This window comes from Acinetobacter sp. YH12045, from assembly GCF_013419925.1.
Classification (GTDB): Bacteria; Pseudomonadota; Gammaproteobacteria; order Pseudomonadales; family Moraxellaceae; genus Acinetobacter; species Acinetobacter amyesii.
Genome location: NZ_VOZE01000001.1, coordinates 49,854 through 64,723, shown reverse-complemented (window position 1 = coordinate 64,723; position 14,870 = coordinate 49,854). Strand labels below are relative to the sequence as shown.

The 14,870-nt window shown below is 40.0% G+C and carries 21 protein-coding genes; 18 read left to right on the top strand and 3 right to left on the bottom strand.

The features are described from left to right. Positions 1-11 precede the first annotated feature (11 nt). Positions 12-251 carry a helix-turn-helix domain-containing protein gene (locus tag FTU02_RS00335; RefSeq protein WP_180155186.1) on the bottom strand — a complete coding sequence of 80 codons (240 nt, stop codon included), beginning with the start codon at positions 249-251 and terminating at the stop codon, positions 12-14. A gap of 105 nt (positions 252-356) precedes the next feature. On the opposite strand from FTU02_RS00335, the gene FTU02_RS00330 reads away from it, so the two are divergent. From FTU02_RS00330 to FTU02_RS00260, 15 genes are all read left to right on the top strand, one after another. Beyond that, complete coding sequence (locus FTU02_RS00330) at positions 357-1,025, top strand: LexA family transcriptional regulator (RefSeq protein WP_180155184.1); 669 nt, start codon at positions 357-359, stop codon at positions 1,023-1,025. 202 nt (positions 1,026-1,227) lie between these two features. Next, positions 1,228-1,470: a hypothetical protein gene (locus FTU02_RS00325; protein WP_180155181.1), complete on the top strand. Its 243-nt coding sequence runs from the start codon at positions 1,228-1,230 to the stop codon at positions 1,468-1,470. Continuing rightward, entirely contained in the window at positions 1,470-1,721 is a 252-nt protein-coding gene (locus tag FTU02_RS00320) for a hypothetical protein (protein WP_180155180.1), read from the top strand. Before FTU02_RS00325 ends, FTU02_RS00320 begins: the two co-directional genes overlap by 1 nt. Beyond that, the gene (locus FTU02_RS00315; protein WP_180155178.1) at positions 1,718-2,161 is read left to right on the top strand and encodes a hypothetical protein; all 444 of its coding nucleotides are present in this window, start codon (positions 1,718-1,720) and stop codon (positions 2,159-2,161) included. The genes FTU02_RS00320 and FTU02_RS00315 overlap by 4 nt, the downstream gene beginning before the upstream one ends. Beyond that, positions 2,158-3,180 (top strand): hypothetical protein, encoded by a 1,023-nt coding sequence (locus FTU02_RS00310; RefSeq protein ID WP_180155176.1) that lies wholly within the window; start codon positions 2,158-2,160, stop codon positions 3,178-3,180. Before FTU02_RS00315 ends, FTU02_RS00310 begins: the two co-directional genes overlap by 4 nt. Positions 3,181-3,191: 11 nt before the next feature. Further along, entirely contained in the window at positions 3,192-4,031 is an 840-nt protein-coding gene (locus tag FTU02_RS00305) for a RecT family recombinase (RefSeq protein WP_180084840.1), read from the top strand. After that, a complete protein-coding gene (locus FTU02_RS00300; RefSeq protein WP_180155175.1) occupies positions 4,012-4,632 on the top strand; it encodes a lambda exonuclease family protein in 621 nt (206 codons plus the stop codon). The genes FTU02_RS00305 and FTU02_RS00300 overlap by 20 nt, the downstream gene beginning before the upstream one ends. Continuing rightward, the gene (locus FTU02_RS00295; RefSeq protein ID WP_180155173.1) at positions 4,629-4,943 is read left to right on the top strand and encodes a hypothetical protein; all 315 of its coding nucleotides are present in this window, start codon (positions 4,629-4,631) and stop codon (positions 4,941-4,943) included. The genes FTU02_RS00300 and FTU02_RS00295 overlap by 4 nt, the downstream gene beginning before the upstream one ends. Beyond that, positions 4,943-5,146 carry a hypothetical protein gene (locus tag FTU02_RS00290; protein WP_180155171.1) on the top strand — a complete coding sequence of 68 codons (204 nt, stop codon included), beginning with the start codon at positions 4,943-4,945 and terminating at the stop codon, positions 5,144-5,146. Before FTU02_RS00295 ends, FTU02_RS00290 begins: the two co-directional genes overlap by 1 nt. Beyond that, a complete protein-coding gene (locus FTU02_RS00285) occupies positions 5,146-5,646 on the top strand; it encodes a hypothetical protein (RefSeq protein WP_180155169.1) in 501 nt (166 codons plus the stop codon). Before FTU02_RS00290 ends, FTU02_RS00285 begins: the two co-directional genes overlap by 1 nt. Beyond that, entirely contained in the window at positions 5,633-5,881 is a 249-nt protein-coding gene (locus FTU02_RS00280; RefSeq protein WP_180155167.1) for a hypothetical protein, read from the top strand. The genes FTU02_RS00285 and FTU02_RS00280 overlap by 14 nt, the downstream gene beginning before the upstream one ends. After that, on the top strand, positions 5,874-6,188 hold the full coding sequence (locus FTU02_RS00275; RefSeq protein WP_180155165.1) for a hypothetical protein: 315 nt from the start codon (positions 5,874-5,876) through the stop codon (positions 6,186-6,188). The genes FTU02_RS00280 and FTU02_RS00275 overlap by 8 nt, the downstream gene beginning before the upstream one ends. Next, positions 6,188-6,373 carry an AlpA family transcriptional regulator gene (locus tag FTU02_RS00270; RefSeq protein WP_180122618.1) on the top strand — a complete coding sequence of 62 codons (186 nt, stop codon included), beginning with the start codon at positions 6,188-6,190 and terminating at the stop codon, positions 6,371-6,373. The genes FTU02_RS00275 and FTU02_RS00270 overlap by 1 nt, the downstream gene beginning before the upstream one ends. Before the next feature lie 125 nt (positions 6,374-6,498). Further along, a complete protein-coding gene (locus FTU02_RS00265; protein ID WP_078194376.1) occupies positions 6,499-7,287 on the top strand; it encodes an rRNA large subunit pseudouridine synthase E in 789 nt (262 codons plus the stop codon). Between the two features lie 141 nt (positions 7,288-7,428). Then, positions 7,429-8,457 carry an ELM1/GtrOC1 family putative glycosyltransferase gene (locus tag FTU02_RS00260; protein ID WP_078194377.1) on the top strand — a complete coding sequence of 343 codons (1,029 nt, stop codon included), beginning with the start codon at positions 7,429-7,431 and terminating at the stop codon, positions 8,455-8,457. A 185-nt stretch (positions 8,458-8,642) separates the two neighbouring features. Here FTU02_RS00260 and FTU02_RS00255 read toward each other — a convergent pair whose 3' ends face one another. Next, positions 8,643-10,346 carry a M61 family metallopeptidase gene (locus tag FTU02_RS00255; protein ID WP_180155163.1) on the bottom strand — a complete coding sequence of 568 codons (1,704 nt, stop codon included), beginning with the start codon at positions 10,344-10,346 and terminating at the stop codon, positions 8,643-8,645. A 180-nt stretch (positions 10,347-10,526) separates the two neighbouring features. On the opposite strand from FTU02_RS00255, the gene FTU02_RS00250 reads away from it, so the two are divergent. The 3 genes from FTU02_RS00250 to FTU02_RS00240 all read left to right on the top strand — a co-directional run bounded on the left by FTU02_RS00250 (position 10,527) and on the right by FTU02_RS00240 (position 13,864). Next, on the top strand, positions 10,527-11,840 hold the full coding sequence (locus FTU02_RS00250) for a D-alanyl-D-alanine carboxypeptidase PBP6B (protein WP_180155160.1): 1,314 nt from the start codon (positions 10,527-10,529) through the stop codon (positions 11,838-11,840). A 103-nt stretch (positions 11,841-11,943) separates the two neighbouring features. Beyond that, positions 11,944-13,245, top strand: a complete 1,302-nt coding sequence (locus tag FTU02_RS00245) for an NAD(P)/FAD-dependent oxidoreductase (RefSeq protein WP_180155157.1) — start codon at positions 11,944-11,946, stop codon at positions 13,243-13,245. Between the two features lie 136 nt (positions 13,246-13,381). Next, a complete protein-coding gene (locus FTU02_RS00240) occupies positions 13,382-13,864 on the top strand; it encodes a peptidylprolyl isomerase (RefSeq protein WP_078194383.1) in 483 nt (160 codons plus the stop codon). Between the two features lie 156 nt (positions 13,865-14,020). Here FTU02_RS00240 and FTU02_RS00235 read toward each other — a convergent pair whose 3' ends face one another. Further along, complete coding sequence (locus FTU02_RS00235; RefSeq protein ID WP_078194384.1) at positions 14,021-14,800, bottom strand: M48 family metallopeptidase; 780 nt, start codon at positions 14,798-14,800, stop codon at positions 14,021-14,023. Between the last annotated feature and the right edge of the window lie 70 nt (positions 14,801-14,870).

Below are 14,870 nucleotides of genomic sequence, written 5' to 3'. Positions count from 1 at the left end.
GTTTTTATTGGTTATGCCGTTAAGGCTTGTGGCTTCGTTTCAGAATCACGAAACGTTTTAAATCGTAAATTCAAGGCTGAACGATCTGCTTTAAGCACACCATTTGTTTGCACCTCGAAAGTTGCTTGTATTTGCGGAGGGATTCCGTTGTCTTCCCATTCAGTCATTGTTGAGCGGCCCACCTTTAGCTTTATCGCTAATTGGGATTTGTTTTTAACTCCGTAATGATTGATGAGATCTTGGATATTCATATTCAAAACCTTGAACAATTTCATTCAATTTATTGAACAACATGTTCAGGTAATTGTCAAATTAATTGTTCATACTTTTGAACAGAGAAAATAAGGGGATTTAAAATGCAGCAAGCAGTATTTGAAAGAATTGTTTTAAGGATGGAAGAGCTTTCATTAACGCAAGCTGATCTGATGAGAGCCACTGGTGCTGCAAGAGGTACTGTGTCTGGTTGGATTAATGGACCTAACAGCCCAAGTGCAAAATATTTAGACTCACTTGCAACTGCGTTAAGAACAACTTCAACATGGATATTGACAGGTAAAGACGACGACAAATCAGGTCGCTTAGACGGAAATGTATCATTAAGTCCAATTGCATCAGTAGGTTATGCACCAGTAATATCATGGGTGCAGGCAGGTAGTTGGACGGATATGGATTCTATTAATAATATCGAAGAGTGTGAAATGCTTCCGCTTGTGCCGGGTGCAGGCAAAAGAAGTTTTTATTTAGAAGTTAGGGGTTTAAGCAACGCACCACACTTTGAAGAGGGTGAGAAAATTTGTATAGATCCTGATTGGGAGTTGGGAAATATTCAAACAGGCGAAATGGTTGTGGTTAAATGTGACGGAGAAGCAACATTTAAAGCTCTTATTGTTGAAACCAATGGGTACTACTTAAAACCATTAAACCCAAATTGGAGTGAGCAAGTCATTCCACTTAAAGAAAACTGCATGCTTGTTGGTAAATATGTTGGATCGTTCAGACCTGCTAAAAAATTCAATCTAGTCTAATAAAATCATAATTTTAGCCCGCCATTGCGCGGGCTTTTTTATTCAAAAAAATAAATACATGTTCAGTTTTCTGAATTATTTTTTACTTTTCAGTGTTCAAAGTATTGACATTAGAGTTCAATTATCTGAACATAAACCTCGTAATCAATAAAAAGCCCCGAACAATCTTGGCGGATGCGGGGCATGTACTACGGGGAACATTATGGAACAACAAGAATCAAGCCGTCAACTTATTCGCAAGTTGATATCGAACCAAAACCGCAAGATGGTTGTAAATCTATCTGCGCTTAAATCTAAACAAGAGCGCCTTGAAAATAGCGCAAAGAATTTCTTCGCTATCGCCCTGCTCATTTCAATATTCTTTGGATTAGCTCTAATGGCTTTTTATAAGCACGCTGAACAAATGGATCGTCAGGCTGTTGTGGCAATTAAGGGAGGTGTGTGATGAGTCTTAAAAAGTTTTCCGCAAATTTAAAATATGAATCTCAAGATGGTTGTGAATATTCATCTGAGTATTTCCAAAACCCAAAAAATCCTGAAGCAAATAAAGTATTGCTTGATCTTCTTGAGCATATCTCATGGATGGGTGCTGTTGGTGGGCAAGCAGAAGCTACCAAAGCAGCTTTTGAGCGTGGATATAAGCAAGGCCTAGAGCGCAAAGACTACCTAGACTCACTCAAGGAGTCCAATTCATGAACATCAAAGCAAATTTTGACTCTTTTTGTGTCGCTGCTGTTTTCCCAGATATGAAAGTGGTTTCTGGCATCGCAATTAAAGATGGCAAAGTGCAATTTTCTTTAATGCACAAGTCAGATGCTTATAGCGATGCATTAATCGAATGTTCAATGCCAGTTTTGGCTTGCGACACATCTTTCAATGTGAATCAGACAACTGACCCACAGCAAGATCACTGGATTGACATTCCATCATGGAAAGCTATCGAAGGGACCACTGCCACCATTATTAAACTTGAAAGCGTGTCAGCAATCGAAGGTCAGCCTTTTCACTTAACACCAGATCAACAACACCAGCTAAACACGCTTATCGAAGAATGGGCGGAAGAACATTTCAAAGATGAGTGTGAACAGCAGGCTACTTATGTTGCGGAAGATATGGCAGAGGAGATTTACGGATGAATGCGAAATTCGAATTAGAAATCGCGGATCAAAACATTGTTGTATCTGCATTTCGCACACCAGGCGGTACTGCTGAATTATTCGAGCGCATTGCTCAAGAAGCGCGTTCACATGTGCCTGATGTGACCACTAAAAAAGGACGAGATCAGATTGGCTCACTCGCTCTAAAAATTAGTAAATCCAAGACTTTTATTGAAAAGTGCGGCAAAGAGTTGGTTGCCGAGCAAAAGGCTCAAATCAAGCTTATTGATGATGACCGCATTGCAACTGTTAAGAAGTTTGATGAGCTACGCAATGAAATCTTGGCACCTCGTGATGCTTGGGAACAGGCGGAAAAGGATCGTGTGGCGAAGCATGAGCAATTTATTAATGTGATTCGAATGACTGCGGCTATTTGCCAAAACCCAGAAAACCCATGGGCATCAATCAATATTAAAGATTCGATAAGCGATCTTGAAAACTTAGTGATTGACTCATCTTTGGAAGAATATGAGGAGCAAGCCAAGTTGGCCAAATTTGAAACACTTGAATCTTTACGCACCGCCCTGACCATTCGTGAAAAATACGAAGCCGAACAAGCTGAATTAGAACGCCTTCGCCTTGCTGAACAGGCTCGATTACAGCGTGAACATGAAGAGCGTATTGCCCGCGAAGCTGCTGAAAAAGCTACTCGCGAAGCGGAGGAAAAAGCACGTTTTGAAGCTGAACGTGTACAGCGTGAAAAGGCTGAGGCAGAACAGCGTGAAGCTCGATTAAAAGCTGAAAAAGAGGCTGCTGAATTGCGTGCTGTGCAAGCTGCTGAGAATGAGCGTAAGCGCATTGAGGCTGAACAGTTTGCTCAGGCTGAGGCTGCACGTAAGGCAGAAGAAGCACGTTTGGCTGATGTTGAGCACAGAAAGCAAATCTGTGGCGAAGCGCTTAAAGGCTTGACTGATCTTGGTGTGGGTGTTGATCAAGGTAAAGCCATTCTGAACGCAATCAATAAAGGCTTAGTTCCTCACGTATCGATCAAATTTTAAGGAATAAGAATATGAATGCAGTAGCTCAAACAAATCCAGTATTGCCAGTAAATTCACAAACTTCCAACCTTGTGCTTGATCCAGTGGCGATGCAAAACATGGTGTCTTTTGCGGACTTTATGAGTAAAGCAACTATCACTGTGCCAAAACATTTACAGGGACAACCTGGTGATTGTCTAGCGGTAACCATGCAAGCTATGCAGTGGGATATGAATCCTTTTGCAGTGGCTCAAAAAACCCATATTGTGAACGGAAATCTCGGTTATGAAGCTCAGTTAATTAATGCGGTCATTATCTCTAAGGGACCTATTGTTGGCCGTCCTGATTACGAGTGGTATGGCGACTGGTCAAAGGTAGATGGTAAGACTTGCAAAGCTCATGATATTGGCGTCCGCACTTGGGTAACTATTAAAGGCGATTCAAATCCACGCGTGCTTGATGTGTCATTTGCTCAGGTTGGTACTGTTCGTAATTCGCCATTATGGGTGAATGATCCCAAGCAGCAAATTGCATATTTAGCAACTAAAAAGTTGGCACGCCTTCACTTCCCTGATGTGATTTTGGGTGTTTATTCAGAGGATGAACTGCTAGATCACGCACCAATGATGGATGTAAACCCTACTGAAAGTAATGCTGAATATTTGAAATTTGAAGCAGACCACTTGCCGCATTTTCAAAATGAGGCTCAGTATGGATCGGATCGATTGAGCTCTGCGTATGCAAACCTGCCTAAAGGTGAACACAAACGTATTTTTTGGACCACTCATTCAGTAAATCTTAAACAAATAGCTGAACTAGCTGATCAAGCTTTAGCACGCCAAGGAGAAACTTATGACCATTCTCCAGCGTAGTGAAGGTTGGTTTGCAGATCGCTGCGGCAAAGTGACTGCAAGCCGCATTAAAGATATTGGCGCAAAACCAGTTAAAGGTAAGAAATACAACGCCCTAACATTAACAATTCTTTCTGAGCGCATTACTGGTGTTCAGGAGGAAACTCCAACCTCAAAAGCAATGCAATGGGGTATAGATCAGGAAGAAAATGCGATTGCCGCTTATGAAAATGAGACAGGTAATTTTGTTAAAGGCACAGGGTTAATTGATCACCCAGTCATTAAATTAAGCGGTGCATCGCCTGATGGATTGATCAATTTGGATGGTCAAATTGAGGTTAAGTGCCCTGCCACTACAACTCATTTAAATACGTTGCTCACTAAAGAAGTGCCCGCGGAATACATCCCGCAGATCACTTGGCAATTGGCGTGTACTCGTCGCAAATGGTGTGATTTTATTAGCTTTGATCCTCGCCTGCCTGAGCATCTGCAAATCGTGATTATTCGGATATTTGCAAAAGATTTGGACATTGTGGGTGTTGAGCAAGCAGTTATTAATTTCAACATTGTCGTCGATAAAGCAATGACTGAACTGAATGCAGAATATGAGGTGGCAGCATGAAACTACCCAATGATATTTCACCAGCGTTTTTAGAATGGCTAGACCGTGGCGGTCACAAAATTGAACTTAAGAAAAACGCCATGATTGTAAAAAAGCAATTTAGCGATGGTGTGAAACGCAGCGTGATTCCTTTCGAGCGTCACGAAATTAAAGAGTTTTACGAATTGGACGAATACCTATCCCAGCGTTATGAGCTTTTTCTAAAGCAGTATTTCAACAATGGGAAAGGTTTTATTCGGGATTTGAAATGGGCCATGGCTGGCAAGTATCGCAAGGCTGTGATGATGAGTAATTTGGCGAAGGTGGCGTGATGAATCAAATCACAAATAAAGAAATTCGCGCACTGCTTATTGCTGTTGAAACCATTGCGGTTAGACCTGCGCAAACGACACAAAAAGAGCTAATGATTGCACCCGCTCTTTTTAAAAAATTAATGGAAGATCGCACACAAGGCGTGATTTCAATTCAGGTGCTTATTGATGGAAAGCATATAAATATTGAGGCGGTGGCGTGATGGATATTCAAGAAAAGCAAGCTTTTGAGATTGCCTTCGACAATAAATTAGGCGCTCGTGGCTGCCAGTTTGATCTTGATGAAGATGGTAATTATGAAGATCGTGAAACTTTATGTGGTTGGCATATGTGGCTTGAAGCCAAAGCCCAAACAGATCAAAAAATTAAGTCGCTACTCTGTGATGAGCACTTAAAAAAATGCGAATCACCTACTGGTATTTTTAATAGTCAGTATTCAGATGAAGAGCCCTGTTTGATTTGCTTGGCGAAGCAAGCCAAAGCCCAAGCGGTGCCGGGATGGGTTTCTGTTGAGACTGATTTGCCGCGCGAAGACCAAGATATATTGTTTTACTTAGATATAGATGATGTGATTTTGGATGGCTACTACTCAAGTAACACATTTATTGCAGCTCATTCCACACACCTTCGCTCTGATGTTAGTCACTGGATGTACCACCCATTACCACCGACAACACAGGAGCCAACCAATGACCGAAATTGAAAAGGCGAAGTGTGAAAACACAGGAAATTGGATAAATATGTGTGAGGCGTTATCAGAGGTAACTTCCAATAGTTATGGTGATATTACAGCTCAAATCAAATCTCGAAGAGATATGGATTCCCGAAGAATTTCAATTGTTGCAGGTAAATCACGAGGCAATCGCGTTGAATTAAATTATTGCCCTTTCTGTGGTGCGGATATTGCGACTGAGCATAAGGAGCCAGCCAATGACTGAAATCCAATTAACAAAACCCCAATTCGCTCAGCTCCAAATTGACAACTTAACTTCTAAAGACATGCCTTACTTTGAAAATTGGGATGCGCAGGAAGTTGAACTGTTTAATGCGATTGTGAATGCGGTCGATTACGACAATGAGTTTACTTTCAATATGCGCGGTTGGTCTCGTCAGCGTGTAGTGAGTGGCACAGGCGGAATGATCGAAGTAAATGAAATGAACGCGGATGAGCTTTACCACTTATTTAGTTGTTATTTGAGTGGGTTGCCTAGAAATGTTGTGGAAAGTTTGAAGGAGGTGTCTTGATGGAAATTGATCGTCGAGTCAGAGCAAAGGAATTTATGGACCTTATGTCGATTGGTCGAGAAAAGTTTTACTCGCTTATAAATTCAGGAGACATTCAACAACCAATCCGAGTTACTGATAGAGATGTTTTCTGGTATGCATCATATGTAAAAAATAAGGTCGAAGAATATAAACCGCAAACCTGATACAATAGCCCACATATTCGTGGGCTTTGTTTTTTATTATTGGGCCTAACTCTCTTAAAACGGGTAATTAAACGGGTAACATTCACACCCTATTTTATTTACTCTTTATATTTTAGATATTTAGTATGAAAATTGTCATCTTAAACAAGCCATATGACGTGCTCTCCCAATTCCGTAAAGACGAAGCGCATATGACCATATCTGACTTCGTGGACGATCCTAGTCTACGTATTGCAGGTCGTTTAGATATGGACTCCGAAGGTTTGGTATTTTTAACCGATCATGGTGGTTTAAATCAGTACATCACCAATCCTGAAAATAAAAAGTTCAAAACCTACTTAGTGCAAGTCGATGGCGACATCACAGAAGAAGCGCTTGAACAATTACGTAAAGGCGTTGAGCTAAAAGATGGTATGACTTTGCCAGCCAAAGCCATTAAAGTGCAACAGCCAGAATGGTTATGGGATCGTGATCCTCCTGTACGTTTCCGTGCAAACATTCCAACCTCTTGGGTTGAAATCCAAATTTGCGAAGGTCGTAACCGTCAAGTTCGTCGTATGACTTCAGCAGTAGGTTTCCCGACTTTACGTTTAATTCGTACACGTATTGGTGCCATCGATTTAGTTCAATTGGGTTTAGAACCAGGTGAAACCAAAGAAATTGAGCCTTTACTGTACCCTGACTTTCAAAATGTACCTGCAGAAGAACCTTACCGTTCGCGCTCTTATGTGAAAAAACCAGGCGGTACAGGTGGTAAGCCAATGGTTCGTAAGAATAAAGATGGCTCAGTGAAAAAGTCAGGTACAAAACGTATCTGGCAAATGGATGAGAGCGAAAAACCCAAACGCCGTACCAATGGCACAACTCGTCCGAATACTAAAGCCCCTCGTGGCCGCGGTCGTAACGGACGTTGATAAAAAGCTTCAAAAATGGCCTACAATCTACGTAGGCCTTTACATTTTTTTATAAACCTAACAATTATTTAAGATTATTTTCATATTTCGACACTATAATAAGTTATAACAATATAAACGTTGATTATTTGAACTTCAAAAATGAGCAGCACATCTACACACAATAGAAGCAAAGTATTAATTATTCATGACAACCGAATTGGACATTTAAATCCTGCTCTCGCTGTGAGTGAAATGATTGAGAAGCGCTTTTATCTACAATCTGAGCAGTTTGCAATTCCTACTTTACCTAAGCGTACAGTGAGCGTTTTTAAGAAACTGTCTAATTTCCCGAATTTGTTTCGCACGCTCGGGCGTTTATACTTTAAATTCTTACCAAGAAATTTAGAGCATACCGACGTTATCGTCTGTTCAGGTATGCCTAATTTAATTTATGCCGCTTATTTATCTCAACGTTTCAATATCCCACTTATTTATGCAGGCGGTACACGTAAATTTAATTGGCGACTTATTGATTGGACTATTACGACGATTCCAGAAGATCATTCTGGTAGACAAATCATTATTCCTACAGGTGCTGTACCTTCTAAAATTACTCGCTTAGCGCATATTCCGTCGAATCATGAAGCATGCCTGTTAATTGGTGGACCGACAAAAGAGTACCCTTTTACCCATCAAGACTTTGAAGAGATGATTCAGCAATTTGTTCAATTCGCAGATCACCATCAAATTCAGGCGTCAGTCGTATGTTCTCGTAGAACACCTGCGTTATCAGAACATGTGATTCAAATGTTAAAAGATAAAAATATTGAGCTTGTGAATACTTGTTCTAAAACTTCTATTTGCGATGTGTTAAAGCGAAGTGAATATATTTTTGTTACTGAAGATAGTGCAACGATGTTATCCGAATCAATCCAAACCGGTCGCATTGTTATTTCAGTTTGTCGTGAATATTCTGAAAAAGATGAAATTATTCAAAATTATTTAGATCTCGAATTAATACAACGTAAAACTATTGGGCAGATTACTGAAGCTGCATATATCAAGCCAAAATTAAATGCTCAACATATTGAACAAATCGTGACTCAACAACTTGCAGAAGATTTGAGGGCAAAATCTCAAGAACTGAGTTTTTATAAATGTCATGCAAAAAAAGCTGTTATCTATTAATTAAAAATTTTATTCGATAGAAATTAAAGCTCAAACTTTTAAAGTAATTTAATACGTTCAGTACATGAATGTTTTAATGACTATGGGCAAGAATAAATGCCGACAAGATACTAATCAATTAGAATTTCAACAATAAAACCCATACGAGTGTATGGGTTTTATCTAACAAGTTAATTAGATTTGCATTAAGCCTTCAACCACTTCTCCGCTTTAGCCTGATCTTCCACTTTAAGTTCAACTTCAGTTAATTCTGAACCTGCCGCTTTCACTTCAAAGCTCATCAGTTCATCGCGGCGAAATGCTAGTACGGTATAAGTACCGTCTTGCTTGGCATATTTTTCTGCCAATTTAACCGTCGCTTTTAAACCATCAATTGCAATAATCACATCATTTGCAGACAAGCCAGCTTTTGCCGCTGCACCATCACGACGAGCAGACTGAACCAACACACCTTCAGGCTTATCAGCCAGTTTTAGACCAAATGGCAATGATTTGTCATTTTTTAGCGTATAGCTCAAGCCAAACTCTGGGAACAACTGGTCTAACGGCAATTCATTCGTAGTATTAATCAAATGATTGATTTGTTCTAACCAATCATCACCCGTCAATTCATTGCATAAATTGAAAATAGTCCGTTCATTCACTTGAATGCCGTTTTGTGCATTTTCATATAGCTTACGCATTAAGGCATCAAGACTTGAACCACGTAGGCGTAAGCCAAGGTCTAAACACAGCGCCACGAGGCAGCCTTTATTATAGTAACTGGTACCTGCATTATTTGAGTTTTCATCCTGACGGTAGAATTTCACCCACGCATCAAAGCTTGACTCAGCAACGGTTTGAATTTCACGACCCGGATTTTGCAAATAGCGATCTATTTGTGCTTTTAAAAGCTTGATATAAGAATCCTGATTAATCACACCGCTACGCAGTAAAATCAAATCATCATAATACGATGTAAAACCTTCAAAAATCCAAAGCAAAGAAGTGTAGCCTTCTTTGTTCAAATCATAATTCACAAAGTTTTCTGGACGGATAAATTTTACCAACCATGAGTGGAAATATTCATGGCTGCATAACCCTAAGAAACGTTGATAATCTGCCGATGGCTCTACAGGTTCATTGGCTTTTGGCAAATCATCACGCGGGCTAATTAAACTTGTACTATTTGGATGCTCTAAACCACCATAGCTATTGGCCGTTGCCATGGTCATAAAGGTATAGTCTTTAAATGGTGCTGAACCAAACATGGAAATTTCTGTCGAACAAATTTTTTCGATGTCTTGCTGCATACGCTGCGCGTTCATAGCATGTTTGCCCGAAACCACAAATTCGTGTGGAATGCCGTTGGCTTCAAAACTAAAACGGGTTTGTTCCGCCAATTCAAACGGTGCATCAATTAACTGAGCATAGTTATCAGCATACAAGGTATAACGACCTTTCACTAAACTTTTTGACTTCAATCCAGTCGCAAGTTGGAAATGTTTTAACTCTGGTGGCAAGAATACTTCAATCTCAATAGCTGTATGTTCTTGGTCAACTAAACCTAAACATGCGCAAGCTGGATTGACGTATAAACGGCTTTGATCAACATATGCACCACGGACCGACAAATCGAAGGCATATACATCATATTCAACCGTGATCAACTCATGATCTGTATTGAATAAGCGCCATTTATTTTTTTCAAATTTCTCAATTTGTAACAAACGCCCATCTTCATCATAAGCTCGAACAGCTTCGATATGCTTCGAAAATTCTCGGATTAAGTAACTTCCGGGAATCCAAGTTGGCAAAGAAAGCACCTGTGTTGGATTTGCCAAGAAACGTGCAGTGACATGGACTAGATGCTGACGATAATCGTCAAATTCGATTTGATAATGCAACATAATGGGCGATATAAAATTAGTAAAAGATAACTTATCAATTAGATTAACATTTTTTACAACTGAATGCGGAACTGTCGCAATTGTCTACAATTATGACTAGTCAGCAGAAAAAAAAAGGCATAGCATGCCTAAAAATTTTTTCGTTTTACCACCAACGGAATGGTTGGTTAAGGAACCTCATTGAAACACGTGATCTACCTCATCGCGCTGCTTAGTTTTCTATGCTCCACGATAGCAAATGCTGCCCTTTTAAATATTGTCCCTGAAACCGTGGAAGCTGAAGCTTGGACCATTTTAGACCCTCAGTCGGGTCAGGTGATTGCAGAACATAATAGCCATGTTCAACGTGCTCCTGCTTCACTTACCAAAATGATGGTGGCTTATATTGCTTTAAAGGAAATTAAAGCAGGTCATTTAAAGAAAAATGAAATCCTGACCGCCACCCCAGTCGTGCAAGTGGTTCAATGGGATGAATCACAAATGTATCTCAAAGCAGGTGAACAAATTTCAGTTGATCAGCTTTTGGCAGGTCTTGTGGTCATGTCTGCCAATGATGCCGCTGTGACTTTAGCTGAACGCATTTCTGGTGATATTCCAAAATTTATTGAACGCATGAACAAAGAAGCTAAAGCTTTGGGCATGAATGATACCAATTTTCAAAATCCAGCCGGTATTACCATGCCAGAACATTATTCATCGGCGGCTGACCTTGCACGTTTAGGGCAAGCACTTGTTACCGAAACACCTGACTATTTGAATTATTCTAAACAACAAAGTTTTAGTTATAATCACCGTTTCCACCATGCAACTAATATTTTACTCAAACAAGATCCTACTGTGGATGGTTTAAAAACAGGTTTTACTAAAGCTGCAGGTTATAATTTAGCTTTAACAGCCAACCGTTTGATCGCGAATCCTGACGCGCCAGAACGTCGTTTGATTGTTGTGGTATTAGGGGCAAAAAGTGGATTAAAACGTGCAGAAGTAGCACACAACCTCATGAACTTGGCTTATACCTATACACGTAATGAAGTTGCAATCAAAGATAAGCAATTAATTGCAGAATTACCTGTGGTTAAATCAACCTTGAAAATATTTAAGGTAGAAACTCAACAACCTAAGCTGATTACTACTTCACTTTATGATCAAGCTTATGCCATCGATTTAAAAGCGTTTGACCCTATGCAGCAACGTATTCTTTTAAATACCGGCAATGGTCAAATTCAAGCCATTGAACCACTTCATGAAACACAGACCAAACTGAGTGTTGAAGTGAATGAAAAAGAACTCACTGCGCCTTTGGCTGAAGTGATGAAATTAGCCACCGTTACGGTTTATCAAAATAATCAGCTGATCAATACCTTTGATATTGAAGATGACGTGCAAATTGAAGAAGCCAATATTTTTGAGCGTTTCATGATGTGGATCAAAGGTCTTTTTAGCATCTTTAATACGGATGCAGCAGAAGTTAAAACCTACCCTCTAGGTCAATGATGTGATTATGTAACTTGTAAGACAATTCGTTATTCGTGCAAAAAAGAAGATGGCATACTCGTGCCATCTTCTTTTTTTCAACAATAATAAAATAGGTAATTCAATGAATAACGCTGATGACTCCAAGTTACACCATATTGTCATTGTCGGTGGTGGTGCCGGTGGTTTAGAACTGGTCACTCAACTCGGTGATTTACTCGGGAAAAAAAAGAAAGCACGCATTACCCTCGTAGATATGAAACTCACGCATGTCTGGAAACCCCTTTTACATGAAATTGCCGCAGGGACGATGTCGGTTAGTGAAGAAGAAATTAACTACTATGCACATGCTGCGAAGCATCATTATGAATTTGTCTTGGCTAAGTTTGAAAATGTTCATCCTACTGAAAAAACCATTCAGCTTAGCAAAGTCCAACAAGGTAAATATGAATCTACTCAAGAACAACTGCAACTGAGTTATGACACCCTTGTTCTTGCTTTAGGCTCAGTTTCCAACGATTTTAATACACCAGGCGTGTATGAACATTGCCACTATTTAGACAGCCTACAACAAGCTGAAATCTTCCAACAAGATCTCTTACAGTTGTATTTGGATGCGCAAAATAGCAATACAGCACGTGAGTTGAAAATTGCCATTATTGGCGCAGGTGCAACGGGGGTTGAACTTTCAGCAGAATTGGTTGAAGCCAAAAATAATTTTTATAAATATGGTTTAAATAAAATTCATCCTCAAAGCGTACAGATCAATTTGATTGAAGGTGCTGATCGGATTCTGCCTGCACTCCCTGAAAAAATGGCCGAGCATGCACAGCAGCAATTACAACGCATGAAAATTGAGGTCTTAACCTCTAAACGTGTGGAAAAAGTCGATGCTGAACATGTTTATTTTAATGATGGCAGTAAAATTAAAGCTGAACTGAAGGTTTGGGCAGCAGGCATTAAAACACCAGAAGTAATTTCGAAGCTTGAAGGCTTTGAAAAAGACCGTATGGGGCGTTTGAGTGTATATGCAACACTACAAACTAAGGCACACCCAGATATTTTCGCGTTTGGTGATTGTGCACATTGCCAACCGCGTGCAGATGAGCCTGTCCTCGGCCCACGCGCTCAAGTTGCTAGCCAACAAGCGTCATTTCTCGTGGATTGCTTAAAGGCGCGTATCCGTGGTCAGCAACTCCCGATGTTCGTATTTTCAGACAAAGGTTCCTTAGTCTCATTAAGTAAACATAAAGCAGTAGGTGAACTTTTAGGTCAGGTTAATGTTCAAGGCTTTGTTGCCAAATCAATGTATGTTTCATTATATCGACTGCATCAAGCTACAATTTACGGCTATGCACATGCAGGACTATTAACGGCTAAAGATTTTGTTACACGAAAAATTGCGCCTAAAATTAAATTGCATTGAAATTTACAGATTTGCCCCGATTAATGAAAAAAGCATCATAAGCATTTAAAAATTGCATTTTTTTGATAAATTTAGTCTACAAAAGTGCAATTTCACTTTATGATGTAACCCTTAAAAAATTGAATGGATCAATAACATGACTGCTATTGCAAATAACTCTGTGGTTTCTTTCCACTACACATTGACTAATGCAGAGGGTGAAACTCTCGACCAATCTCAAGGTGAGCCACTAGCATATTTGCACGGCGCTGGTAACATCATTCCAGGTCTTGAAAAAGCTCTTTTAGGCAAAACAGTTGGTGAAAAATTCACTGTAACTGTACCTGCTGCTGAAGGTTATGGCGAATACAATCCTGATCTCGTTCAAGAAGTTCCTGCTCAAATGTTCCAAGGCGTGGACAACATCCAACCAGGTATGCAATTCCAAGCTCAAACTGATGACGGCGTTCAAATCGTGACAGTTAAAGCGGTTGAAGGCGACAACGTTGTTGTTGATGCGAACTTTCCACTTGCTGGTCAAGATTTAACTTTCGAAGTTGAAATCGTTGAAATCCGTGAGGCTTCTGCTGAAGAACTTGAACACGGTCACGTACACGGTGCAGGCGGTCACCACCACTAAGATCTTCTGATCTCTAGTGCAAAAAGGCAAAGTTTTTACTTTGCCTTTTTTAATGCGCCTGATATAGGTATGCCATATAAGAACTTTTCAAACTATTAAATACAAAAAAGCAGGCCACGGCCTGCTTTTTTAAAACGGATAATTAATTCTTATGAATTAACGACGTTGGTTATAAATCTGCTGCGCTGCAGGTAGATTTTTACGCATCGCTTCAATACGTTGTGAGTTTGATGGATGCGTTGATAAGAATGATGAACCTCCCGCACCTTCAAGCTTATTCATTTTTTCCCAAAGCGTAATCGCCGCTTGTGGGTTATAACCTGCACGTGCCATTAACATTAAACCACCTTGGTCAGCACGGCTTTCCAGAGAACGTGAATACGGTAACCCTATACCGATTTGACTACCTAACTGCGCAGCAGCAGTGCCCAATTGACCGACATTATTGCCTGCGGCACTTAAACCAATATTCAGCGCAAGATCCGTTAAGGCTTGAGCACCCAATTTACTTTTTGCATGTTCTTCAAGAGCATGGACCATTTCATGTCCCATAACCGCTGCAATTTCTGCATCAGTTAAATTTAGTTTATTGACGATACCTGTATAAAATACAACTTTACCGCCTGGAGCTACAAAGGCATTGACTTGATCAGATTTCATAACCGCCAATTGCCATTGGAACGCTTGACCCGTTTGGTTCATTTGGTCTGCATAAGGACGCAGTTTTTGGAATACAGTATTAATGCGCTTATATGTACTCGAAGAGGTATCGAGCTGATTTTTAGAACGCGCATCTGTCACCATTTTGTTATAACTTTGTGTTGCTTGCGCGTTCAATGTAGCAGTATCCGCTCCTGCCATATCTGCCACTGTCGCACAGCCCGAAATCGTCATTACACCGGCCATACACAGGCTCGTTAGAATTATTTTTTTCATTAAGGATACTCCAGACCATTAAAATATAAGTGAATTTATGGATATTATATTCTTATGGTTTGGAGCTTAA